Origin of the sequence: Candidatus Tumulicola sp., assembly GCA_036490475.1 — a bacterium.
Classification (GTDB): domain Bacteria; phylum Vulcanimicrobiota; class Vulcanimicrobiia; order Vulcanimicrobiales; family Vulcanimicrobiaceae; genus Tumulicola.
Genome location: DASXDT010000006.1, coordinates 61,524 through 83,518, shown reverse-complemented (window position 1 = coordinate 83,518; position 21,995 = coordinate 61,524). Strand labels below are relative to the sequence as shown.

At 62.6% G+C, this 21,995-nt stretch carries 26 protein-coding genes; 23 read left to right on the top strand and 3 right to left on the bottom strand.

All coding sequences use genetic code 11. The annotated features are described in order from the left end of the window. Positions 1 to 6: 6 nt before the first annotated feature. Together VGF98_08035 and VGF98_08030 are read left to right on the top strand one after the other, a co-directional pair. Positions 7 to 1,239: a DUF2079 domain-containing protein gene (locus VGF98_08035; GenBank protein HEY1681567.1), complete on the top strand. Its 1,233-nt coding sequence runs from the start codon at positions 7 to 9 to the stop codon at positions 1,237 to 1,239. Further along, positions 1,236 to 2,333 carry a hypothetical protein gene (locus VGF98_08030; GenBank protein HEY1681566.1) on the top strand — a complete coding sequence of 366 codons (1,098 nt, stop codon included), beginning with the start codon at positions 1,236 to 1,238 and terminating at the stop codon, positions 2,331 to 2,333. Before VGF98_08035 ends, VGF98_08030 begins: the two co-directional genes overlap by 4 nt. A gap of 6 nt (positions 2,334 to 2,339) precedes the next feature. Here VGF98_08030 and VGF98_08025 read toward each other — a convergent pair whose 3' ends face one another. The 3 genes from VGF98_08025 to VGF98_08015 are packed head-to-tail and all read right to left on the bottom strand — an operon-like array spanning position 2,340 to position 4,919. Then, positions 2,340 to 3,107: a type II CAAX endopeptidase family protein gene (locus VGF98_08025; protein ID HEY1681565.1), complete on the bottom strand. Its 768-nt coding sequence runs from the start codon at positions 3,105 to 3,107 to the stop codon at positions 2,340 to 2,342. Continuing rightward, positions 3,049 to 3,885, bottom strand: coding sequence for a 16S rRNA (adenine(1518)-N(6)/adenine(1519)-N(6))-dimethyltransferase RsmA (gene rsmA, locus VGF98_08020; GenBank protein ID HEY1681564.1), 837 nt, complete (start codon positions 3,883 to 3,885; stop codon positions 3,049 to 3,051). Before rsmA ends, VGF98_08025 begins: the two co-directional genes overlap by 59 nt. Further along, positions 3,882 to 4,919: a ubiquitin-like domain-containing protein gene (locus tag VGF98_08015; protein ID HEY1681563.1), complete on the bottom strand. Its 1,038-nt coding sequence runs from the start codon at positions 4,917 to 4,919 to the stop codon at positions 3,882 to 3,884. The genes rsmA and VGF98_08015 overlap by 4 nt, the downstream gene beginning before the upstream one ends. Positions 4,920 to 5,204: 285 nt before the next feature. Between VGF98_08015 and VGF98_08010 the strand changes: the two genes are divergently transcribed. From VGF98_08010 to accC, 21 genes are all read left to right on the top strand, one after another. Continuing rightward, entirely contained in the window at positions 5,205 to 6,347 is a 1,143-nt protein-coding gene (locus VGF98_08010) for a glycosyltransferase (protein HEY1681562.1), read from the top strand. A 41-nt stretch (positions 6,348 to 6,388) separates the two neighbouring features. Then, positions 6,389 to 6,814, top strand: coding sequence for a hypothetical protein (locus VGF98_08005; GenBank protein ID HEY1681561.1), 426 nt, complete (start codon positions 6,389 to 6,391; stop codon positions 6,812 to 6,814). After that, a complete protein-coding gene (locus VGF98_08000) occupies positions 6,807 to 7,427 on the top strand; it encodes a DNA-3-methyladenine glycosylase (GenBank protein HEY1681560.1) in 621 nt (206 codons plus the stop codon). The genes VGF98_08005 and VGF98_08000 overlap by 8 nt, the downstream gene beginning before the upstream one ends. A gap of 309 nt (positions 7,428 to 7,736) precedes the next feature. After that, positions 7,737 to 9,035, top strand: coding sequence for a transcription termination factor Rho (rho, locus tag VGF98_07995; protein ID HEY1681559.1), 1,299 nt, complete (start codon positions 7,737 to 7,739; stop codon positions 9,033 to 9,035). Beyond that, complete coding sequence (locus VGF98_07990) at positions 9,007 to 9,768, top strand: pseudouridine synthase (GenBank protein HEY1681558.1); 762 nt, start codon at positions 9,007 to 9,009, stop codon at positions 9,766 to 9,768. Before rho ends, VGF98_07990 begins: the two co-directional genes overlap by 29 nt. A 25-nt stretch (positions 9,769 to 9,793) precedes the next feature. Further along, the gene (aroF, locus tag VGF98_07985; GenBank protein ID HEY1681557.1) at positions 9,794 to 10,642 is read left to right on the top strand and encodes a 3-deoxy-7-phosphoheptulonate synthase; all 849 of its coding nucleotides are present in this window, start codon (positions 9,794 to 9,796) and stop codon (positions 10,640 to 10,642) included. A gap of 34 nt (positions 10,643 to 10,676) precedes the next feature. Beyond that, positions 10,677 to 12,041, top strand: a complete 1,365-nt coding sequence (locus VGF98_07980; GenBank protein HEY1681556.1) for an energy transducer TonB — start codon at positions 10,677 to 10,679, stop codon at positions 12,039 to 12,041. 131 nt (positions 12,042 to 12,172) lie between these two features. Then, positions 12,173 to 12,817, top strand: a complete 645-nt coding sequence (locus tag VGF98_07975; GenBank protein HEY1681555.1) for a MotA/TolQ/ExbB proton channel family protein — start codon at positions 12,173 to 12,175, stop codon at positions 12,815 to 12,817. Positions 12,818 to 12,841: 24 nt separating this feature from the next. Next, positions 12,842 to 13,255: a biopolymer transporter ExbD gene (locus tag VGF98_07970; protein ID HEY1681554.1), complete on the top strand. Its 414-nt coding sequence runs from the start codon at positions 12,842 to 12,844 to the stop codon at positions 13,253 to 13,255. 23 nt (positions 13,256 to 13,278) lie between these two features. Then, positions 13,279 to 13,704 (top strand): biopolymer transporter ExbD, encoded by a 426-nt coding sequence (locus tag VGF98_07965; GenBank protein HEY1681553.1) that lies wholly within the window; start codon positions 13,279 to 13,281, stop codon positions 13,702 to 13,704. A gap of 3 nt (positions 13,705 to 13,707) precedes the next feature. Further along, entirely contained in the window at positions 13,708 to 14,487 is a 780-nt protein-coding gene (locus VGF98_07960; GenBank protein HEY1681552.1) for a TonB family protein, read from the top strand. A gap of 57 nt (positions 14,488 to 14,544) precedes the next feature. Beyond that, positions 14,545 to 15,177, top strand: a complete 633-nt coding sequence (locus tag VGF98_07955; GenBank protein ID HEY1681551.1) for a TonB family protein — start codon at positions 14,545 to 14,547, stop codon at positions 15,175 to 15,177. A 52-nt stretch (positions 15,178 to 15,229) separates the two neighbouring features. Further along, complete coding sequence (locus tag VGF98_07950) at positions 15,230 to 16,081, top strand: undecaprenyl-diphosphate phosphatase (GenBank protein HEY1681550.1); 852 nt, start codon at positions 15,230 to 15,232, stop codon at positions 16,079 to 16,081. Continuing rightward, positions 16,082 to 16,276 carry a hypothetical protein gene (locus VGF98_07945; GenBank protein ID HEY1681549.1) on the top strand — a complete coding sequence of 65 codons (195 nt, stop codon included), beginning with the start codon at positions 16,082 to 16,084 and terminating at the stop codon, positions 16,274 to 16,276. Positions 16,277 to 16,285: 9 nt separating this feature from the next. Next, positions 16,286 to 16,765, top strand: coding sequence for a cyclic pyranopterin monophosphate synthase MoaC (moaC, locus tag VGF98_07940; protein HEY1681548.1), 480 nt, complete (start codon positions 16,286 to 16,288; stop codon positions 16,763 to 16,765). Then, a complete protein-coding gene (locus tag VGF98_07935; GenBank protein ID HEY1681547.1) occupies positions 16,758 to 17,237 on the top strand; it encodes a MogA/MoaB family molybdenum cofactor biosynthesis protein in 480 nt (159 codons plus the stop codon). The genes moaC and VGF98_07935 overlap by 8 nt, the downstream gene beginning before the upstream one ends. Further along, entirely contained in the window at positions 17,234 to 18,577 is a 1,344-nt protein-coding gene (locus VGF98_07930; GenBank protein ID HEY1681546.1) for a folylpolyglutamate synthase/dihydrofolate synthase family protein, read from the top strand. Before VGF98_07935 ends, VGF98_07930 begins: the two co-directional genes overlap by 4 nt. After that, the gene (gene folP / locus VGF98_07925; protein ID HEY1681545.1) at positions 18,534 to 19,415 is read left to right on the top strand and encodes a dihydropteroate synthase; all 882 of its coding nucleotides are present in this window, start codon (positions 18,534 to 18,536) and stop codon (positions 19,413 to 19,415) included. Before VGF98_07930 ends, folP begins: the two co-directional genes overlap by 44 nt. Then, the gene (gene folB / locus VGF98_07920) at positions 19,403 to 19,756 is read left to right on the top strand and encodes a dihydroneopterin aldolase (protein HEY1681544.1); all 354 of its coding nucleotides are present in this window, start codon (positions 19,403 to 19,405) and stop codon (positions 19,754 to 19,756) included. The genes folP and folB overlap by 13 nt, the downstream gene beginning before the upstream one ends. Continuing rightward, a complete protein-coding gene (gene folK / locus VGF98_07915) occupies positions 19,753 to 20,643 on the top strand; it encodes a 2-amino-4-hydroxy-6-hydroxymethyldihydropteridine diphosphokinase (GenBank protein HEY1681543.1) in 891 nt (296 codons plus the stop codon). Before folB ends, folK begins: the two co-directional genes overlap by 4 nt. Beyond that, positions 20,573 to 21,994, top strand: a complete 1,422-nt coding sequence (accC, locus tag VGF98_07910; GenBank protein ID HEY1681542.1) for an acetyl-CoA carboxylase biotin carboxylase subunit — start codon at positions 20,573 to 20,575, stop codon at positions 21,992 to 21,994. Before folK ends, accC begins: the two co-directional genes overlap by 71 nt. The last annotated feature ends 1 nt before the right edge of the window (position 21,995 follow it).

The following is a 21,995-nucleotide window of genomic DNA, read 5'->3' as shown; positions in this document are numbered from 1 at the left end:
ACTCATATGCGAGCGGTGTTTTGGGCCGTCGTCGCATTCATCGTGGTGTTCGTTGCATACGACCTCAACAAACTCTACGCGCTCCGATACGGCGCCGATCTCGGGATCTATCTGCAGACCCTCGTGAACTGGCGCCACGGCTCGACGTTTAACTACGGCGAGTGGCGCCCGCACCTGCAAGTGCACGAATCTTGGGCACTGATCGCGTTGGTTCCACTCCTCGCCCTCATTCCGCGGGCCGAAACGCTGCTTGCGGTGCAGGTGGTCGCGGTAGCATCTGCGGCGATTCCGTTAGCCCTCCTCGCTCGCCAACTCGGGTTGTCGTCGCGAGCGGCTACCGTCGTGGCCGTTGCATATTTGTTGACGCCATCGGCGCAAGGTCTTGCGTACGATAATTTCTCGGAGAACGTATTCGTGCCGGTGTTGGCGCTCGGAGCGGCGTTAGCGGTCGTTCGCCGCGCGTGGTGGCCATCGATCGTTCTCGTCGTGTTGCTATGCGGTATCAAAGAAGATTCCGCGCTGTTCGTCATTTGGTTCGGGGTCGCGTGTGCGGTATGGCGCGACCGGCGAATGGGAATCGCCATTTGCGCGGTGGGTCTGGTGACGATTCTAACGTATTGGTCGATCGAAACGCTGGCCGGGGTTCGGCCGAACGATCCGCCGTACGGCTGGGGCGTGCACGATGTGAGCGGTAAGTTCACCTTGATCGCGTTGCTGCTCGCGCCGTTTGCGTTCGCGCCGGTCGGCGCCGGACGCTGGTTGTTGTTGAGCGCACCGCTGTTAGCCGAGATCGTCTTCATGCAGCCGTGGAACTACGAACCTAGTCGAATCGGTTCGCATTACGTCGCTCCGCTCTTGGCGGCCGCCTCGGTTGCTGCCGTCGTAGGTTTGCGGCGCTTTCCGAAGCTCGTGCCGGCGGTTATTCCTTGCGCGCTGATCGTCACGTTGGTTATCTTTAGCGACACCGCGCTGCGACCGGGACGATGGCCGTACGTCGTCGATTGGAACGCATACCGCCAGGCCGAAGCGGTGCGCGACGGATCCGCCCCGGCACTATTGCCGCGGCGAGAAGAGGGCGTGTGGGCCGTCGCTGCGGCCAACCCGCAGGTGCGGCTCGATTTGCGACACGATCCGGCGTTCGTTGCATGTCCGGCCTACGACACCGATGCCGGCGCATTCTTCCGAAGCCTGCGCGGCGAGATGCCGGCCCATCTGTGTGGCGGCGTTCCGGTACGATGAACCTGGCGCTACAAACGATTCGTTTCGAACGTGCCATGCGCGAGGATCGCGGCCGGTTCGCAAGCGTGCGCGATGCGCGCGTGTTGCTCTATTGGCCGCACGGCCTCGGCGATTGGGTGCATTTGGGCGTACTGGCGCCGTTGCTCGAGCCCAGTAACGAATACGCAGTGACGCGATCGGGCGACGACTACGTGGCGATGCTCGAAGGCCAAAGGCTCTTGCGACCGTTGTACTCAGGAATACTCGCGCCGTCGGATCGGGTAGACGGCGAACCGCCCCATTGGGGTTTGCGATCGTCGTCGTTGCGCGGCGGTGCGGCCATCGCGCAGCTCGCACGAGCGCCTGCCGAAACGGTGCGAGGCTTCGCTCCGGACACGCTATTGTGGACGGACTATCCGGAAACCGAAGGCCGCGCCGCCTATCCGTATCACACCAAGATGCGCAATCTCGCGCGCGCGCTGGTAACGCCGCAACGCTTACAGCGATTCGATCTTTCCCAGCCGCTGCCCAACGTTCTGGATTTTTCGGCGCCCGCCGGCGTGCTTGCGAACGTCGAAGGACGATTGCACGAATTCGCGCCGCCCGGCACGCGCATTGCCATCCTCTCTCGTGCCGGCGTCACCGCGCCTCGGAAAAATTGGGACGCGGTGCAGGCCGAACGATTCGTCCGCGAACTGCGAGCCCGCGATTCGCGGTGGCGCATCGTTTCGATGGACGACGACGAGTTCGAGGGAACTGCCGGTTTCCGGCGGCTGTTCGCCGGCGGCGGTGAGCCATTCTCGACGACCTTCAAAGCGCTACTACAACGCAGCGAACTCTTGGTCGGCGTTCCGGCCGGGCCGCTCCACCTTGCGATGGCGTCGAATTTGGTAGCGATCGTCGGAATTTGGCGAGCGCACCATCCCGACTGGTACGACGAACCCAACCGGCGTGCGATTCACCTGGCCGGACGAATCGTGACCGATCGCGGATTTCACCGGCGCGCTGCGACGCTCACGAAACCGGCGTCGCTGCATCATCGCATCGAGTATTGCGATACGGAAGAAATTCCGGCCGAAGCAGTGCTCGCCGGCATTTCGCAGCTTGGGCTGTAAGGAACGTTACGGTGCGATCGGACCGCGCGGATGCCCCGCCGCAGCATGCGCTCCCATCAACAGCGCAACCAACGTGAACGCATTGAACAGCGCGTGCGAAATCATCGACGCGTACGCGTTGCGCGTGTTGTAGTAGACAGCGCACAGAACCACACCGCCGAGACCTAATGGAATTGCCGCGTACTTGTCGCCGTGCGCGCAGGCAAACAACACGCCGCTCGCTGCCGCACCAAGCCAAAAACCGCCGTAGCGCATTCCAAAGTTAAAGACGAAGACGCGGAAGATCGTTTCTTCTACCGCGGGGGCGAAAACGGTAGCGAAGAGGACGAATGCGGCGATGGCCGCCGGCTGATGCAAGCCTGCGAACACTTCGACCGGTTGCTGCTGGTGATCGGTATGCGTCAAGATCGACACGATTGCCGAAGAGCCGTCGACGACTACGATCATCGCGATCGCCCCGAGCACGGCGCCGACGAACACGGTCAACGTCGGAGCCGTGAAGCCGAGCGCTCTACGCGGTATTTTGGCGATGCTGGGGAGCGCCAACAACGCGCACGAGATCAGACCCGTTTCGAGCAGCGCTTGTAGCGTAAGGCCGAAGACGAGTCGTTGCGGGTCGACAGGACCGGAAACTTGCTGCGCCGAGCCAATTGCGGAGAGTACGACGATCGCAACGATGACGATCCCCGTCGCCCACGCGGTAAACCCGCTAAAACTATCCTTCGGCCAGTGCGTCGGCCAACCGGGAGAAATCGTCGAGTTCGAGTCGTTCACCGCGTCGTTCCGTTGGAATGCCGGCGGCCGCGGCCGCTCGTTCGATACGTTCGTGCGGCAAACCTAACGCCAGCGAGAGACTGTTGACTAGAGTTTTGCGGCGGTACGCGAACGCTCCGCGGACGACCTTCCGGAACAACTCGAGATCGCGCGGCCGCACCGCCGGTACGTCGCGGCGTATCAGTCGTACGACCGCAGATTGCACCTTCGGAGGCGGGTAGAACGCGCTCGGTCCGACCGAGAATCCGTACTCGACGTGCGCCGCGTACTGCACTGCAACCGACAGACTGCCGTACGACGCCGAACCGGCCTTCGCGCTCAATCGTAAGGCGACGTCTTTTTGAATCATAAAGGTCATCGTGCGCGGACCTTCTGGTAGCTCGAGCAGGCGTAGAATCAACGGCGTTGCGATGTTATATGGAAGATTGCCGGCGGCGCGCCACGTCCGTTGCGCCGCCCACGCCTCGTAATCGAACTCCAGCGCGTCGCCGTGTTCGAAGCGCGCGCCGCGCACGTCGTCGCGTTCGCGTAGCGTCGTCAAGAGCGCGGCGTCGATATCGATCGCGGTGACGTTCGCGCCTTGCTGCAGCAGCGCGCTCGTTAGCATGCCAGTTCCGGCGCCGATCTCCAACACCGGAATCCCCGGATCGCCGTCGACGCATAAACGCGCCGCAGCTATTGCCACGGCGCTATCGACCAGAAAATGTTGACCGTACCGCTTTTGCGGGCGCAAACCCCAACGGGCCAGCACCGCCCGCGGATGGGGTGTGTCGCTCACTTCAAACGATATACCGTAACTTGACGGCGCCCGAACGCTAGCGCTGCGCCGGTCGAATTAAAACCCAGATCGATTCGATTTCCTCGAATCGCGCCTCCGGTGTCGCCGGCGATCGCCCAGCCGTAACCGGCGATATACAAGTGCGTGCCGATCGGAATATAACGAGGATCGACCGCGACGATGCCGTATCCGGCGCGCCGGCCGATCGCCGTCATACCGCTGCATCCCGCGCAATCGGCGGTGTATGCGGTGGCGATCATCTCCATCGAAATCATTTGCATCGCGCGCGCCGCAAAGTTGCGCGCGTCGATCGCGCCGATCGCGCTCAAGCGTTGATACGCGGCATACGCTTCGGATCCGTCGGCCATTACCCGAGGCTTCGCGCGCCGTACGAGCTGCGACGATAACGTGACGTGGCGTACGGTCGTGCCCGTTTGAAACGAGCGCACCACCGAAACGCGCATGCCGGACGATCCGTTCGATCGAACGAGCGAAGCCTCGGAGGCGAGCGACGCATCGAGGTGATGAACGATACCAGGCGCGATGTGCTTGACGATCGTGCTCGTCCATGTCGTAACGTGCGTGACGCGCACGATGCCGTTCGGCGCAACCGCTGCCGCGCGACCCGGAACGACGATGTCGTAACGGCCTAACGCCACGTGGTTGTCGGCCAGCATACCGGCGACCGAGTCGGCGGTGCTCCAGACCTTCGTGCGGCGTCCGCCGACGGCGAGCGTCACCGGGACGGCCGTCCGATACGCGACGATCGTTCCATCGGTAATTGGGACGTCGAGTGCGGGCCGGATCGAGTCGTGGGCGCCAAGCCGGATACCCTCTTCGCGCAGAAAATCCGCGACGGTCGGAGCGTCGGTCGTTATGTCGACGATGGTGCCGTTGGCCGCCAACGCAACCGTGTGGGACGGCGCGCGGCCGTTCGGCGTCGCAGCCATGGCGCGCGATGCCGGCGCGATGGCCGCAAACAGAACGGCTGCTGCAACGAATCGGCGCAAACTGCCGATGCGAATGAGGGACAAACGAACGCCTTTCGCTCCCAGCTCGCCGCAAGATCAGCTCTCAACACCTCGAGAAAGCAAACGATGCAGGTCGAGTCGGACGGCCGCCGGGCGGCCTTTCTTTTCCGGCCGGCGCGGTGCGCCGGCACGCCACGAGAAAGGAGCCTCGCTGATGCGCTGGCTCGAGCCGCCTCGGGGCGGCCATGTGGCCCGGGCACTATAGCACGAGGAACGCGAAGTTCTCCTAGGGCGAAAGTCGCACCTGGCCGGGGCGGAGAGCCCGCGGGCGGGGCGAAGGACGGTGCCGTGGACCGGTTGCGAATCGGCTTTTTTACCGAGATCTACCGCCCCGTCGTGAATGGTGTTGTGGCGTCGATCGAGGCGTTGGCACAGGGGTTGGAAGCGCGCGGCCACTCGACGTTTTGCTTCGCGCCGCACATGCCCGGATTCGTCGAGCCGGACGGCCCGGTTTTTCGAATGCCGTCTTTGCCGCTGCCGACGAAGACACCGTATCGCCTCACCCTGCCGCTGGTCGCGCGCCGCAACGTGAATAACGTTATCAAGCGCTTGTCGATCGTGCACGCGCACTCACCATTCGTTACCGGATGGACCGGGCTGCATTACGCTCGCAGGTACCGCATACCGCTGGTGTTTACGTATCACACGCAGTTGGAAGAGTACGCGCACTACGTTCCTTTCGAGCGCAACGCGACGCGCTACGCGGCCTCGCAACTAACGCGCACGTTCGGTAACCTAGCCGATGCGGTAGTCGTACCGACGGCATCGATGGCTCGCCGGCTGCGGGAGGTGGGCGTGCGCACCCGGATCGAGATCGTCCCCAGTGCTATCGACGTTGCGTGGTTCGCGGCCGGCCGGCGCAGTGATGCCGTCCGGGCGTCGGCCGGCGCCGGCCCACGCGAGCGTCTCTTGCTGTGCGTCTCGCGCTTGGGCAAAGAAAAGAATATCGAAGTGCTCCTGGCGGCGCTCGCAGGAGCGGACCCGTCGTTGCGGCTCGCCATCGCCGGAGAAGGCCCGGATCGTGAACGCCTGGAGGCGCTCGCCTCCGAATTGAACGTGATGGGACGAACCCGATTCTTGGGAGCTCAGCCGCGCGAACGTTTGCCCGACCTGTACGCTTCGTGCGATGCCTTCTGTATGCCGAGCACGAGTGAAACGCAGGGCTTAGTCCTGGTTGAAGCGCTGGCGGCCGGAGCGTTGCCGATCGCGGCCGACGTCCCGCAGAGTCGCGACGTCTTGGCCGGCGAGGGAACCTATGCGAAGCCCACCGCCGACGGCTTCTCCCGCGCGTTCGAGGGGGTCGAACTCGACCCGGGCGCTTCCGCTCGCCGGCGCGCCAACGGCAACGCCGATCGCTTCGGCATCGATCGCCATGTGGATCGGATGCTCGAGCTGTATCGCGACCTCATGGTGTGCGATCGAATCGCTTGACTCCGAACATATGTTCGCATATAATTGGGTATAGAATCATCATGCGAACAGCACGAAATGAGACTCCGGACTGGGTAACGGCAGAGATCGGCTTTGCGGCCGGCTCGCACGGTACGGGTGTGGCTTACGCCGATGTCGCGCTCGCGGGGCGCAGCCGGGTGATGCGCGTTCCATTCAGCGTGCAGTCCCGCGGTTCCGAATCGCGCGCCGTCGGCTATGCTGCACTAACGGCGATCGCGCGCGCATTGCGCGGTTGGAAGGTCGAACGCGTGCGTTTTGCGGTCGACGATCCTGTCTTGATTGCAGATCTCGGCGGGCACCGTGACGTACCGGCAAGTCTCGTGATGCCATACGTCCACTTGCGATGTGCGCTGAACCAGCTGGGCGATTTCGATATCGTGGAAGCCATCGAGAACGATCTCACACAACGGGCGCGAGCTGAAGTCGCTCTAAACGCCGCTGCCTGACGCATTCTCAGCGGACTTCCGCCGGCTCGAGGCGGGCGAACTGCCGGAAGAAACGCGTGCGCTGGCACGCGCGCTCTTAGGAAGATACGTCGTCCGCAAAGTTGGATCCGAGATTGTGGCCGGACGAATCGTTGAAACCGAAGCCTATCTCTTAGGTGATCCTGCGTGCCACGGGTTCATCGGGCCGACGCCGCGCAACGCCACCCTATTCGGGCCCCCACATCGTTCGTATGTGTACCAAATTTACGGCACGTCGTTCTGCTTCAACGTTTCAGGCGAAGCGGAAGGCGAGGGCGCCGGCGTTTTAGTGCGAGCATTAGAGCCGGTCATCGGGCACGACATGATGTTGCAACTCCGGCCCGGGGCGTCGGCGGCAGATGTTTGCCGGGGGCCGGGCCGTTTGTGCGCTGCGTTGGCGATCGACCGCTCTTTAGACGGCGTCAATCTGTTGACCGATGCGGCCTTATGGCTGTCGGCCGGTCAACCGCTTCGTCCGTCGCGCGTGCGCGTTAGCCCCCGCATCGGCATTACACGCGCCGCGTCGCGGCCGCTGCGCTATTATGAAGCTGGTAATCCGTACGTGAGCGGCCCACGCAAATCGATTCGACCTTGAACCCGAGATTCGGCTGTGATATAGTGTGGTCGTCGCGAAGCACGGAACGTGTTTCGGCCGCGACGACATTTGACATCCCCCTCCCCGTGACGCGCCGCCGTTCCGATCGCGAGGCAGCCTCGCCCGCGAATCGACGTTGTGATGCGCGTGCGGTTTCCTGAGAGAGACACTCCTCTGCAAACCGAACATCGCCCGAACAACGACATGCGCCCTCCGCAAAATGGAGGCCGTCGCCGTCGCGCCCGTCACCGCCGCTTTCAACAGCCTGGCCAGTTTCACGAGCAGTTCCCGACAGCTGACAACGGGCCAATGCTACTCACCGCCGAGCAGCTCGCCGAAAAAACAAAGACCGAACTAATCGCGCTTGCCGGCGAATTGGAAATCGAAATTCTAACGCCGGCGAAGGTGAAGAAGGACGAGATCGTCGCCTCGATCGTTGCCGCGCAAGCCGCACGTTCGGGACTCGAGATGGCCAGCGGTATTCTCGACGTTCTTCCCGAGGGCTACGGATTTTTACGCCGCGCCGGGTACGTGATCGGCAACGACGACATTTACGTAAGTCAATCGCAGATCCGGCGTTTTGAACTTCGGCGCGGTGACTTGGTCGAAGGTCAGGTACGCCGTCCCAAAGAGAGCGAGAAATACTACGGCCTGATCCGGGTCGACAAGATTAACGATCTCGAGCCCGACGCGATCAAGGGTCGCCGCGTGTTCGAAAAAGGCACGCCGATCTATCCGCAGGAGCGCTTTAAGCTCGAAGTCCGTTCGACCCAGCTATCGACGCGCGTCATCGATCTATTCTGTCCGATCGGCAAAGGCCAGCGCGCCCTCATCGTCTCGCCGCCGAAAGCCGGTAAGACGACGTTGCTCAAGAACATCGCCAATGCGATCTCGATCAACCATCCGGAAGCGCACATCATCGCGCTACTGGTCGACGAACGCCCCGAAGAAGTCACGGACATGCAGCGCACCATCGACGGCGAAGTGGTTGCGTCGACCTTCGACGAGCATCCCGAGAATCACACCGCCGTTGCGGAGCTGGCGATGGAGCGCGCCAAGCGCCTCGTCGAGCAAGGCAAAGACGTCGTGATCCTGCTCGACTCCATCACGCGTTTGGCGCGAGCGTATAACCAAGTCATCGCGAGCTCGGGGCGCACGCTTTCGGGCGGACTCGATACGGCGTCGCTGCACAAGCCAAAGCGATTCTTCGGCGCCGCGCGCAAGATCGAAGAAGGCGGATCGTTAACGATTATCGCTACCGCCCTGATCGAAACCGGTTCCAAGATGGACGACGTCATCTTCGAAGAGTTTAAAGGCACCGGCAACATGGAACTCAACCTGACGCGCAAACTCGCCGAGTCGCGCGTGTTCCCTGCAGTCGATATCAAGCGTTCGGGAACGCGTCACGAAGAGCTGTTGCTGTCGCCCGATGAGATGCGCAAGATTTGGATGCTGCGCCGGGCGACGGCCGTGCTCAACACGGGCGACATCACCGAGATCATTCTCGACAAGATGGCGCAGACGCGCACCAACGACGAGTTCCTCCAGTCGGTGACGAAAGAAGCGCTCTCGATGTCGCGTGGTTACGAGGATAACGGCAAACACTAACGCCGGCGACGGCCCGGTTCGGCTGAACAAGTATCTGGCGCGCTGTGGCGTCGCGTCGCGGCGCGCGGCCGACGATTTGATTGCCGCCGGTCGCGTTCGCATCAACGGACGCGCGGTACGTGAGCTCGGAACGATGGTCGCCCCAGGCGACGCGGTCGACGTCAATGGGACGCCGGTTATGCCGGCCTCCGAGTTTTCGTACATCGTGCTACACAAACCGGTCGGAGTCGTTACGACGATGTCCGACCCGCAAGGACGTCGCACCGTCGCCGACCTCATCGGTTCGTCCGCGCGGGTCGTCCCCGTCGGACGTCTCGACTTCGATTCGGGCGGCGTACTCTTACTGACGAACGACGGCGATCTCGCTCATCGTTTATCGCATCCGCGATACGGCGTCGAAAAAACCTATCGCGCCGTCGTGCGCGGCGAGCTGTTGCCGCGCGACATCGAGCGTTTGATCGGCGGCATCCCGCTCGACGGCCGGCTCACCGCCCCGGCGAAGGTGCGCGTCGTTTCGCGCCGCCGCGCCGAAACCGTCGTCGATCTGACGTTGCACGAAGGCCGAAATCGACAGGTTCGGCGGATGTTCGAGGCAGTCGATCACCCGCTATTCTCACTAACGCGGTTACGCTACGGTCCGATTGCGCTCGGCGATCTGATGCCGGGCGCGTCGCGCCCCTTGTTCGAAGCCGAGGTGCGCGCGCTCGAGCGCCATCGTTCGGACGGAGCCTAGGGCACCAAAAGCGAATCCGGGGCCGATGCCCCCGCCCGATCGCCACCTCGTCCGACGCGGCACGACCGCTCAGCGAACCCTCGTAAAACTCCCCAACGGTGCCACCTTCGGTGGGGACGCTGTCGTATTGTGCGCCGGTCCATGCTCGGTGGAGTCCGAGGAACAGATCGAGACCACGGCGGCCGCGGTGGCGGCCGCGGGTGCCAGCGTGCTGCGCGGCGGCGCGTTCAAGCCGCGAACCTCTCCGTATGCGTTTCAAGGGCTGGGCCGGAACGGTTTATCGCTCTTACGGTCGGCCGCCGATCGCCATCGCATGGGTGTCGTCACCGAAGTACTCGATCCGCGCGATGTGGAGATGGTCGCCGGATTCGCCGACATGTTACAGATCGGCGCGCGCAACATGCAAAACTTTGCGCTCTTGCGCGAGGCGGCAATGGCCGGCAAGCCGATCTTACTCAAGCGCGGTTTCGCCGCTACCGTCGACGAGTGGTTGATGGCGGCCGAATACGTACTGATCGCCGGCAACCCGAACGTCGTGCTGTGCGAGCGCGGCGTGCGCTCGTTCGATTCGACGACGCGTAACTTGCTCGACGTTTCGGTGGTTCCGTTGCTACACGAAATGACGCACCTACCGGTCATGGTCGATCCGTCGCACGGTACCGGCGTCGCGCAGCTCGTCGAACCGATGAGCCTCGCCGCGGTAGCGGCGGGCGCGGATGCCGTGATGGTTGAAGTTCATCCCGACCCAGCGCACGCGGCGTCCGATGGCCCGCAGTCGTTGACACCCGAACAATTCGCAGTGTTGTCTCGCAAGTTGGCGGAGGTCGCTTCGGCGATCGGCCGCCGCGTTCCCGAACTCGGCATCGCCGTTTAGTTGTCGCACTCATACCGTTAACGCAGAGGATTCGATGAAACGTCTTTCGCCATTCGCCGCCTCACTTGCCGCCGCCGTCGCGTTGGCATCCGCGCCGGCGTACGCGCAGTACGCCACCGAATTCGTTCCCGCAAAACTCATCAAGCAAGGGATGACGACGGTGCCGATTGCCGGCACTGGGATCGTCGTGGTGCAGGTGCAGATCAACCCCGACGGCTCGCACAAAGCGACGAAGGTGATTCGCAGCACCAATCAGGGCGACAACGCCGCCGCGCTTTCGATCGCGCAAGCCTCCACCTATCGCCCCGCGCACCGCGGCACGACGCCGGTGGCGGCATTCTACGATTTTACGCTCAAATTCAACGGTAAATCGGTGGCGACGTCGTCCGGCGAAAGCTCGGGCACCGGTGGCGGCGCGACCGGTGGGTTGAGTCCCGCAGCCGCAGCGGTTGCCGCTCTGATCCACCAGAAAAATTACGCCGCCGCCAAAGCCAAGGCGCAGTCCGAACTCGCAACGTCACCCGACGACCAGTCGCTCAAGCAGATGCTTGGGGTCGCGTCATACGATTCGGGCGACGTGACCGGCGCGGCGCAAGCGTTCGACGGTGTCAGCTCGATCGGAACGCAGTTCAAGCCGGCGGCTGCGGCCAGCTTCGCAGCCGCCGCCGTGATGCAAGCCGATCAGAATCCGTCCCAAGCCGTAGCGTACGCAACCAAAGCAGTATCGTTGCAGCCCAATTCGGATTCACGTTTCGCACTCGGAACTGCACAGCTGGCCGCCGGACAGAACGCCGCCGCACTCGCAACGCTGCAGAGCGTCCACGCGTCTGCGATGAACGACCCAAAAATGTCGGCTACCGCAAAAGTGAATATCGACGCACGTTTAATGGCGGCGTATTCGGCTAATAATGATGCAGCGGGAGCAGCTAAGATTGCTGCAGAGATCAAGCAGCTTAATCCGAATAGCACGCTGCCGGGACGCGTTCTCGGTAACGGCTACTTAAAAGCCGGCGTCGCTGCGGCCGATGCGAAGAATTACGACGAAGCGTTTAAGAACTTCGACCTCGCCGCCGCGCAGGGCGACCCCGAGGTCGCAGTCACAGCCGACACGGAAGCTGCGTTCTTATCAGCAAAACTCGCAAAGCCAGACTACAAGCAAATGCAAGCCTACGCAGAGAAAGCACTCGTGGCGAAACCCAACGATCCGCAAGCGATGTATGCACTCGGAATCGCACAGACCGGAGAGTGGAGCCAGAGCCACGACGACTCGATGAAAAAGAAAGCGCTGGACACGTTGACGCAAGCCGACACCCTTGCAAAGGCTGCAGGCAATCAGCAACTGGCGTTGGCGATCGAAGCCTTCATCAAGAACAGCTTGCCGCAAACGTCCGGGTCCTAGCCGGATTTGCGGACGGCAAACAGCACCAGGACTTTCTACGGGCGTAGGCCAATGGGACGCGCTCAACATCACCGAAAACGCAGCCCGTCACGGGAGGGTCGCACATAGTGTTCTCCGGATTTTGGGGTCTAATGATGCAGGGCGGCTGGGATATGTGGCTGCTCCTGGGCATCTCAATCATCGGCGTCGCGGTCGCCATCGAGCGCTTGGTATTCTTTGCCTCGCAGCACGGCGATACCAAAGGCCTGCTCAAACAAATTGGGCAGCGCATCTCCGACAACGATTTGCCAGGCGCGATCAAGATCTGCGCCAGCCAAAAAGGCATGCTGCCACGCATTCTCGAGTTCGGTCTCAAGCGCGGTGAGAAGAATCGTGCCGACATCACCGACGCGCTTTCGATCGCGCTGATGGAACATCTGAACGCGCTCGAGCGCAATCTGCCGATCATCGGTACGATCGCAGTTATCGCGCCGTTCGTCGGACTGTTCGGTACCGTTCTCGGTATCATCAAGGCGTTCCAAGATATCGCGCTCAAGGGCAACTCGACGCCGGCCGTCGTTGCCGCCGGTGTCTCGGAAGCATTGATCACCACCGCTACCGGTCTTATCATCGCCGTCATCGCGGTCGTGTTCTTCAATTACTTCAAGTCGCGAATCAAGAACTACAACCAAGAAATGATCGTCGCAGCCAATCAACTGGCCGAGATGCTTCACTTCCACAACACCGGTTCGCCGATTCCGACCGACCTCTACCAGCCCACCAAACCGGTCAAGTAAGCTGACGGACGGGGATCGCATCTCGTGAGCCTGTTATCGGCCCGGCAAGACGAAGAGGTAATGGCGGAGATCAACATCACGCCGTTCACCGACGTCTTGCTCGTTCTCCTGATCATCTTCATGATTCTGGCGGCGCTCGTTGCCCCTCCCGGCTTTGAAAAAGAGCTTCCGAACAACAACAACAACAATCAGAATCAACAGAACAAGAACAAGAACGACATCGAGGTCGACGTCAACAACAAGGGCGTGATCTACGTCGACGGTGAGAAGACCGACGAAGTGGGAATCTACCGTGTCATGTACGATGCCTCCAAAAAGAAGCCGAATCACCACGTCGCGATCGTAGCCGACGCGAAGGCACAGTACGGAATTATCATCCGTATCCTGGACGCGGCCAAAGAGGCCGGCCTTCAAGACGTCGGTTTCGTCACGTCATAACCGAAGCGAGAGGATAGAGCAACGTGGCCGTTTCGACCGGTGGCGGTGAAGATGAGGTAATGTCGACGATCAACATCACGCCCTTCACGGACGTGCTGCTGGTTCTCCTCATCATCTTCATCATTCTTGCGTCGGTAACCAAAGAACCGAAACTTCCCGACGCGCATAACAAAGACAAAGTAACGGCGTCGCAGATTCTGGTTCGGATCGACGATAAGAACAATATTTCGATCGGTTCGAACGTGGTATCGATCGGCGAGGCAAAGCAAGCTTTTTCGGACCTGCAAGATCAGACCGAGCATCGCTTCAAGAGCGTGATCATCAAGGCCGATCCGCACGCCAGCTACGGCATTATTTTGCAGATCATGGATGCGGCAAAGTCGGTCGATCTCACCGACTTCGGCTTGGCCAACCATGTCCAGGGCACGCCCGAGGGTCAGAGCCCGTAAACGATGGCATCCTCTGCGCCTCCGCCACCCAAACCGCCTCAGCCGCCCCAAAAGCGTGAGAATCGCTATTTAACGACGAGCGAGCGCGTCGGCAGCTTTATCGGCTGGGCGATCGTCCTCTCGTTGCTGGTCCATTTAATCGTCGGTGCGTTTTTACCGAACCTCAAGAATCAGCACGACGACCAACAAGTGGAAAAAGTGTCGGTAGCAAAGAAGATCCGCGTTCGCGTCCACACGCCGCCGCCTCCGACTCCGACGCCGCCGCCGACGCCCACTCCGCCGCCGCAAGCTACGCCGCCACCCAAAAAGGTCCAGGTGCAGCCAAAGCCGCTCAAGGTCAATTTGGTGCATCAATCGGCTGCTGCAAAGGCGGGTTCCTCAACCGAAAACACGGTCAGCCAGCCGGCCAACGGTAGTCAAAACGGAGCGCCCGGCGGCCATGGTAACGCGCCGGCACCGGTGTCGACGGCTCCGCCCGGAACTCCGAAACCGGCCTGCGCGAATCCGAACGTCGAAGCGACCGTCACCAACGCCGTGTCACCGGATTATCCGGAATCGGCGCGCGATCTCGGCCTCGGAGCCGTGACCGTGCAGATCGAAGTCACCGTCGGTCCGTCGGGCAACTTAATTGCCGCGTCAGTCTACAAGAGTGCGAACAACATGTCGCTCGACCAGGCAGCGCTGCGCGCGGCGCGGCAGTCCACCTACTCACCGAAGTTGGAAGAGTGCAAGCCGGTCCAGGGGAGCTATCTGTTCACCGCCGACTTCCAGCCTGAGTCGTAAGCCGTTGCTCGAGCGCGCCGCCTTCGCGCGGCGCCGCTCGAGACGGTCGCCGCCGCGATGCATCGACTGAATCGTTCGCAGCGAGTCCTCATCGCAGCCTTTGCGATCTCGCTGATCCTGCATTTCCTTTTCGCGATTTTGTATCACATCCAGCGGCCGCGACGGTCGAGCGACGTGGAAACCGTTACGATCCTGCGTCGCAGCATGGCAATCGTCGTGCGCACGCCGCAACCGCCGCCGCCCGCCACGCCCAAACCGCACCCGCATCCGCAGCCGTCCGCGCCGAAGGCCACACCGGCAGCCCAGGGTTTTGCACCCGGTAACGGTGGCGTAGCCCAGAAGCCCGTGCCGACCGCGGTCCCCACACCGGTCGCGACGCTGGCTGCCGCGCCGACGCCGAAGCCGTGCGGCGGTAACGACATTAAAGCGGCCGTTTCCGAGATGCCGCCTCAACCGGACGTTCCGAACGCCGCACGCACCCAAGGCACCGCCGGCGTCGCGGCAATCGACGTTAAGCTGGACGAGCACGGTGAGGTGACCACAGCCTTGGTCGCGCGGAGTACCGGCAATAGCCAATTAGATCTGGTCGCCGTTTCGACGGCGCGACAAGCGCGATACACTCCGGCGTTACACGACTGTCACGCCGTGCCCGGCGATTACACGTTCACCATCAAGTTTTTCGCGTGGTGACCGGCGACAGCCGGGGAAGGCCGCGCCGCGTCGCTGCGCGTAACGGTGCGCCGTGACGTTGACGCAGGCGCTCGTTCTGGCGCTCTTGCAGGGCGTGAGCGAACTCTTCCCGGTGTCCAGCCTCGGCCATACCATTCTGGTGCCCGCCGTGCTGCAGTGGAAGAACATCGACCGCTCCGCCCCGTCGTTTTTGGCGTTCGTCGTCGTGCTGCATCTCGGCACGGCGCTGGCACTCATCATTTTTTACCGCGCGCAATGGTGGGGGATCGCCCGCAGCCTCGTCTCGAGCGTCGTGCGCGGCCGGCTGAGCGACGATCGCGACGAACGCTTGGGATGGCGGCTGATCGTCGGCACGATTCCGGTGGGCGTGCTCGGCGTCGTGCTCGAGCATCCGGTGCGCGCGCTATTCGGTTCGCCCGTCGCTGCATCGGCGTTTCTTGCAATTAACGGCGCGACGATGTTTTTTGGCGAGCGCTTACGCCGCCGCTCGCACTCGATCGTCACCCGGCCCATCGAACGGCTGAGTTTCGGTCAGAGCGTGCTGGTCGGATTCGCGCAATCGTTGGCGCTGTTGCCCGGCATCTCGCGGTCGGGAATTTCCATGGTCGCCGGTTTGCTGTGCGGATTGAATCACGAAGACGCCGCAGAGTTTTCGTTTCTTCTCGCGACGCCCGTGATTCTGGCGGCGGGACTGCTGGAAATTCCGCGGCTACTGGCGCCCGACGCGCACCTCGCTCTTCTCGAAGCGCTCCTTGGCGCGGTCGTCGCAGGCGTTGCCGCCTATTGTTCGGTCGCGTTTCTTACGCGCTACTTTCGAACGAACGACTTGCGTCCGTTCGGTTGGTATTGCGTCGTGTTCGGACTCATCACGTTGCTACTCGGTCTAAGGGGGATTATTACGTAAATGAAAGTTGTAGCGGTCGTTTTAGCCGTCGTCTTTTTCGTGCTCGGCATTTTATATGGACTGGGAAAAATTAACGCCTTCACGCAATCGGGTTCGGCACACCATGGCCATTGGTCACACCTGATCATCCTTTGGGTGCTGGCGCTCTTGTGCCTGATCTGGGCACGCTTTCAACGGGCGCCTTCGCGCTATTAGGCTACGCTAGTGACCCATTTCACGCCGGCCGGAGTGCGCATGGTGGACGTCACGGAAAAACCGGAAACGGTTCGCTCCGCTCGGGCGCGGGCTACGGTGCGCATGAACGCGGATGCGCGTGACGCGTTGCAGCGCGGCGCTGGCCCGAAGGGCGATCCGTTCGTTACGGCGCAGCTGGCCGGCATCGCTGCGGCCAAGCAAACGTCGACGCTGATTCCGTTAGCACATCCGATCGGGCTTTCGGCGGTGCATGTCGAATTTCGTTGGGACGGCGACGGCACGCTGCACGTCAACTCGCACGCGCGCACGGTCGCGCGGACCGGCGTCGAAATGGAGGCCATGGTCGCCGCGACCGTCGCCGCGCTGACGATCTACGACATGTGCAAAGCCTTCGATAAAAGTATCGCGATCGAATCGGCCTATTTGATCGAAAAGACCGGCGGCAAAAGCGGCAAGTGGCGACGCGATGGCGAGACGCCGGATGTATAGGGTGGCGTTGCTGGTCCTCTCCGATCGCGCCGCTGCGGGAACGCGTCCGGATGCAACGATCCCGGTGATGAAAGCCAAGTTGGGCGCCGCGTTCGAGGTCGTACGGGAACGCGTGCTGCCCGACGATCCGGCACAGCTGCAAGCCGAATTGATCGATATCGCCGACGCCGGAACGGCCGACCTCATTCTCACGAGCGGCGGCACCGGACTTTCTCCGCGCGACCGCACGCCGCAGGCGACCGCCGCGATTTTAGATTACGAAGTACCGGGTATCGCCGAAGCGATACGTGCGGAGTCTCTGAAGATCGTCCGCACCGCAATGCTCTCGCGGTTGCTGGCGGGCGTCCGCCATCGCACGCTGATCGTCAACTTGCCGGGGAGTCCGAAGGCGGTCGGCGAGTCGTTGGATGCGATCGTTACCGTGCTGCCGCATGCGATCGAACTGCTGTCGGATCGCGTCAACGACGGATGAGCTCGTTTTCGCCGTTCGAACGAGCGCACGCGTACTTGTTATCGACCATCGGCGAGACGCTCTCGCCGCGCACCTCGTACAAACTCGATCGTATGCGCGCGTTGCTGGCCGAACTGGGCGATCCGCACCGAGCCTATCCGGTCGTTCACATCGGGGGTACGAGCGGAAAAACGTCGACGTCGACGATGGTCGCGTCGATTCTACAGGCCGCCGGTCACACGACGGGACTGCATACCAAACCGCATTTGCATTCGATGACCGAACGCGCGCGCGTCGACGGTGCCGAAATATCGCAAGAGCGCTTTGCCGAGCTCTTCGAGGAGATGTTGCCGGCTTTCGACCGCGTGACGCCCGAGTATGGCCGCCCGACCTACTACGAAGCGCTGCTCGCCCTGGCATTCTTGCATTTCGCGCGCGAACGCGTGGCCGTTGCGGTCATCGAGGTCGGTTTGGGCGGACGCCTCGATGGCACCAACGTCGTTGAGCCCGAAGTGGCGGCGATCACGTCGGTAGGATTCGACCATACCGACGTTTTGGGCGACACGATCGAAGCGATCGCCCGCGAAAAAGGCGGAATCGCAAAACGCGGCGTGCAGCTCGTCGTGGCTGCAAGCGACCCGGCAGCGTTGCGTGTGCTGACAGAGTGCGCGCTTGCGGCCGGCGCGCCGATGGTACGCGTGCGCGACGTCGTTTCGATGCAGCCGATGCGCGCCGAGCCTCCGTTGGCGCAAGCGTTCGAAGCCATCACGGCGTCCAACCGCTATCGCGTGCGCTTGACCGTACACGGGCTCTTTCAACGAGAGAACGCCGCCACGGCGATCGCGATCGTCGAACGATTGCGAACGTCGTTACAACCCTCCGCGGATGCAGTCGAGCGCGGGCTGTCGGCGGCCGCTATTCCCGGGCGCATGGAGATGTTCGCCGACGGCGGCGTTACGTTGGTCTACGACATCGCGCACAACGTCGAGAAGGCGTCGTATCTGGCCGCTTCGTTACGCGATCTTTTCCCGGACCGGCGCATCGTCTACGTATTGGCGGTAGGTGAAAGCAAAGACGCGCCACACATCTTAGAACAGTTGGCAACGGCCGGTACCGACGCCGTCACGACTCGTTTTTCAACCGAGGGACGCACCGCCGTCGACGCGCATGCGCTAGCCGCGATGGCTCGTTCGGCGGGCATGACGGCCGATGCCGTCGAGCCCGCCGCAGACGCCTTTGCAACGGCGCGGCGGCGCGCCACGAGCGGCGACGTCGTGGTCGTAACCGGTTCGACGTTCCTCGTAGCCGAGTTGCGCGATGCATGGCTACGCGATGGGTGTGCGGCGTCCGGTGCGCATTGATCCTCCGCCGCTCGAGCTGCGATCGCGGCGCTTCGATTGGGGAAGTCGAAGCTACGTCATGGGCATCGTCAACGCGACGCCCGATTCGTTTTCCGGAGACGGTTTAACCGACCCCGACGACCTTGCGGCGCATGCCGAACGCTTATGGTTGGCTGGAGCCGACCTGCTCGACATCGGCGGTGAATCGACGCGACCGGGCTATTTGCCCATCGATGAGTCCGTCGAACTCGGTCGAGTGTTACCCGCGATTCGCGCGATTCGACTGCGCTGTCCCTTGGCACCGATTTCCATCGATACGTACAAGCCGGGCGTCGCGCGCGCGGCGTGCGCCGCCGGCGCCGATGCGATCAACTCGGTGTGGGGCGCGCCGGACGAGCTGCTCGATGTTGCCGCTGAGTTCGCCGTTCCGATCGTCGCGATGCACAATCAAGTGGGAACGCAGTACGACGGCGATGTGGTCGACAGCGTCATCGCATTTTTACTCGATTGTGTGGAACGAGCGTTAGCGCGAGGAATCGCTCGCGAGCGTATTTGGCTCGATCCGGGGATCGGATTCGGTAAGACCGCGGATCACAATATCGCCGTGTTGCAAAACGTCTCGCGCATCGTCGCGCTCGGCTATCCAACGCTGATCGGGTGGTCGCGGAAGAGTACGATCGGCAAGCTAACCGGTGAGGACGCGCATTTGCGACTGTTCGGTACTACTGCCGCCAACGTGCTAGCCGTCGTCGGCGGTGTGGACGTCGTTCGCGTGCACGACGTCGCGGCGGCCTCGCAGGCGCTGCGAGTGGCCGATGCAACGTTGCGCGATTGGAGGCCGGCGGGGTGGGTCGGATAACGCTGAGCGGCATTCGAGCATACGGCCGGCACGGTGTATTTCCACACGAACGCGAGACCCCCGCACCGTTCGACCTCAGCGTTTCGATCGATGCCGATCTCACCGCGGCGGCGGCGTCCGACGATCTTGCCGACACGATCGATTACGATGCGTTGCATCGGCGCCTCGTATCGATTGTCGCCGAAACGTCGTTCGCGCTACTCGAACGTCTGGCAGCCGCACTGATCGACGCCGTCTTGGAAGATCCACGCGTCTTGTCGGCGGAGGTGACGGTTGCCAAGCCCGATATCCTCGACGGCGCGACGCCGGCCGTGACGCTGTCCCGGAGGCGCGACCCATAGGCGCTCACCGCGCGTACGTCGGTCTGGGAGCGAATCTCGGCGACGCCGCCGCGACCATCGAGCGCGCGATCGCGGCACTTGGTGAGTTGGGAGCGGTCGACGTGCGGTCGCAGTTGTATCGCACCAAACCGTGGGGCGGAATCGACCAGCCCGACTTTATCAACGCGGTGGTCGCGCTGCGAACCGATCTCGATCCGGTTCCGTTTCTCCGCGCGCTGCAGTCGTTGGAACGCCGGTTGGGTCGCCGGCCGGGCGCGCGATGGGGGGCACGAGCGATCGACCTGGACGTCCTCACGTTCGACGACGTGCGGTCCGTGGGAGCGCTTGTGTTGCCCCACCCACGACTGCGCGAGCGCGCGTTCGTGTTGGTGCCGCTGGCCGAGATCGATCCGGCGTACGCGCCAGATCGAGACGCTCTGCCGCCGGAAGAGCTGGCAACCGTCGCGCCGCTGGTGCCGCCGAGGGTCTCGTCAATGGCGGGCGGAAGCCTAACGGCCATGCCTCAGGACGCGTATGGAGCCGATCGTATCCGCCGGCTCGCCGAGTTCTTGGCAGCTTCCGACATCGTTTCGTTGCGGATCGAACGTGGCGAGGCGCATATCGAACTCGGCCGTAGCGCGCGAAGCGCCGCCGGGATGTCCGCACCGCCCCAAGCCGAACGCGTCGATACGATCCGCGCCGACGTGGTCGGCATCTTCCGGCTCGCAAAGCCTGCTCCGGCGGCCGGCGAGTCCTTCGCTGCCGATCGCGAGTTGGCGTACATCGAAGCGCTGGGCATTCGCAACGCGGTTCACAGTCTCGGCGGCGGACGAATCGTTGCTATCGCGGCCGGCGACGGATTGCCGGTCGAATACGGTCAGCCGCTGTTCTTGCTCGATCGAGGATAAGGCAATCTTTCGCAAGGTCCTAATCGCCAACCGCGGCGAGATAGCGGTCCGGGTCGAACGCGCGTGCCGCGAATTGGACGTCGCTACCGTTGCGGTATTTTCTGAAGCGGACCGCGAGTCCGAGCACGTCGCGCAAGCCGATGAGGCGTTCTGCGTCGGACCGGGACCGGTCGCGCGTTCGTATCTCAACATTCCGAACATCATTTCGACGGCGTTGATCACCGGCTGCGACGCGGTGCATCCGGGCTATGGGTTTCTCGCAGAAAATGCGCGATTCGCCGAAATCTGCGCCGATCACGGACTGACGTTTATCGGTCCGCGGCCCGAAGTGATCGCTGCCATGGGCGACAAAGCAACGGCCAAACGCGTGATGCAAGAGGCCGGCGTTGCGACGACTCCCGGCAGCGGAATCGTTGCAACCCTCGCGGACGCCGCTAAAGCCGCTGCGGCAATCGGCTATCCGGTGTTGATCAAGGCGACCGCCGGTGGCGGTGGTAAGGGTATGCGCGTGGTCGACCGCGAGGCCGATCTGGAACGCGCGTTTACCTCGGCCACGGCCGAAGCGGAAGCCAGTTTCAAAGACGGGCGCGTCTACCTCGAGCGCTTGATCGCCAACCCGCGCCACATCGAGATCCAAGTGCTCGGCGACGATCTCGGAAACATCATCCACTTGGGCGAGCGCGATTGTTCGATGCAAAAGCCGTCGCATCAAAAGCTGATCGAAGAATCTCCGGCGCCGCACCTCGCCGACGGCGTGCGAGCGTCGTTGTATGAAATGGCCGTGCGGGCGTGCCAACACGTGCGTTACACCAATGCCGGTACGCTCGAGTTTTTGTGCGCGGGCGACGAAGCGTACTTTATGGAGATGAACACGCGCATCCAAGTCGAGCATCCGGTAACCGAGATGGTTTACGAAGTCGACCTCGTGCGCGAACAAATTCTGATCGCCTCCGGCGCGCCGCTGGGCTTGCGGCAGACTGACATTGTGCCGCGCGGACACGCGATCGAATGCCGTATCAATGCCGAAGACGCAAACGCCAACTTCGCGCCGCAATGCGGCACGCTGACGCGGCTCGTGTTACCCTCCGGACCGGACGTGCGGGTCGACACGCACATGTTCGCCGGCGCGACGATCCCGCCGTATTACGATTCGATGCTGGCAAAGATCGTGGCGTTCGGAACGTCCCGCGAGGCGGCCATCGAGCGCATGGAACGCGCCCTTTCGGCAACGGTGATCGAAGGCGTTCGAACGACCGTCGGGGTGTGTCAGGAATTGCTGCGGACGCCGGAGTTTCGATCTGGCCGCTACGATATCGGTTTTCTCCCTGCGTACGCCCGGGCGGTGCACTGAC

What these genes read in the sequence shown, in the direction of transcription:
- VGF98_08035 (HEY1681567.1), top strand. Translation starts at nt 7, where the DNA reads ATGCGAGCGGTGTTTTGGGCCGTCGTCGCATTCATCGTGGTGTTCGTT.
- VGF98_08030 (HEY1681566.1), top strand. Translation starts at nt 1,236, where the DNA reads ATGAACCTGGCGCTACAAACGATTCGTTTCGAACGTGCCATGCGCGAG.
- VGF98_08005 (HEY1681561.1), top strand. Translation starts at nt 6,389, where the DNA reads ATGCGAACAGCACGAAATGAGACTCCGGACTGGGTAACGGCAGAGATC.
- rho (HEY1681559.1), top strand. Translation starts at nt 7,737, where the DNA reads ATGCTACTCACCGCCGAGCAGCTCGCCGAAAAAACAAAGACCGAACTA.
- aroF (HEY1681557.1), top strand. Translation starts at nt 9,794, where the DNA reads ATGCCCCCGCCCGATCGCCACCTCGTCCGACGCGGCACGACCGCTCAG.
- VGF98_07980 (HEY1681556.1), top strand. Translation starts at nt 10,677, where the DNA reads ATGAAACGTCTTTCGCCATTCGCCGCCTCACTTGCCGCCGCCGTCGCG.
- VGF98_07975 (HEY1681555.1), top strand. Translation starts at nt 12,173, where the DNA reads ATGATGCAGGGCGGCTGGGATATGTGGCTGCTCCTGGGCATCTCAATC.
- VGF98_07960 (HEY1681552.1), top strand. Translation starts at nt 13,708, where the DNA reads ATGGCATCCTCTGCGCCTCCGCCACCCAAACCGCCTCAGCCGCCCCAA.
- VGF98_07955 (HEY1681551.1), top strand. Translation starts at nt 14,545, where the DNA reads ATGCATCGACTGAATCGTTCGCAGCGAGTCCTCATCGCAGCCTTTGCG.
- VGF98_07945 (HEY1681549.1), top strand. Translation starts at nt 16,082, where the DNA reads ATGAAAGTTGTAGCGGTCGTTTTAGCCGTCGTCTTTTTCGTGCTCGGC.
- VGF98_07935 (HEY1681547.1), top strand. Translation starts at nt 16,758, where the DNA reads ATGTATAGGGTGGCGTTGCTGGTCCTCTCCGATCGCGCCGCTGCGGGA.
- VGF98_07930 (HEY1681546.1), top strand. Translation starts at nt 17,234, where the DNA reads ATGAGCTCGTTTTCGCCGTTCGAACGAGCGCACGCGTACTTGTTATCG.
- folP (HEY1681545.1), top strand. Translation starts at nt 18,534, where the DNA reads ATGCATGGCTACGCGATGGGTGTGCGGCGTCCGGTGCGCATTGATCCT.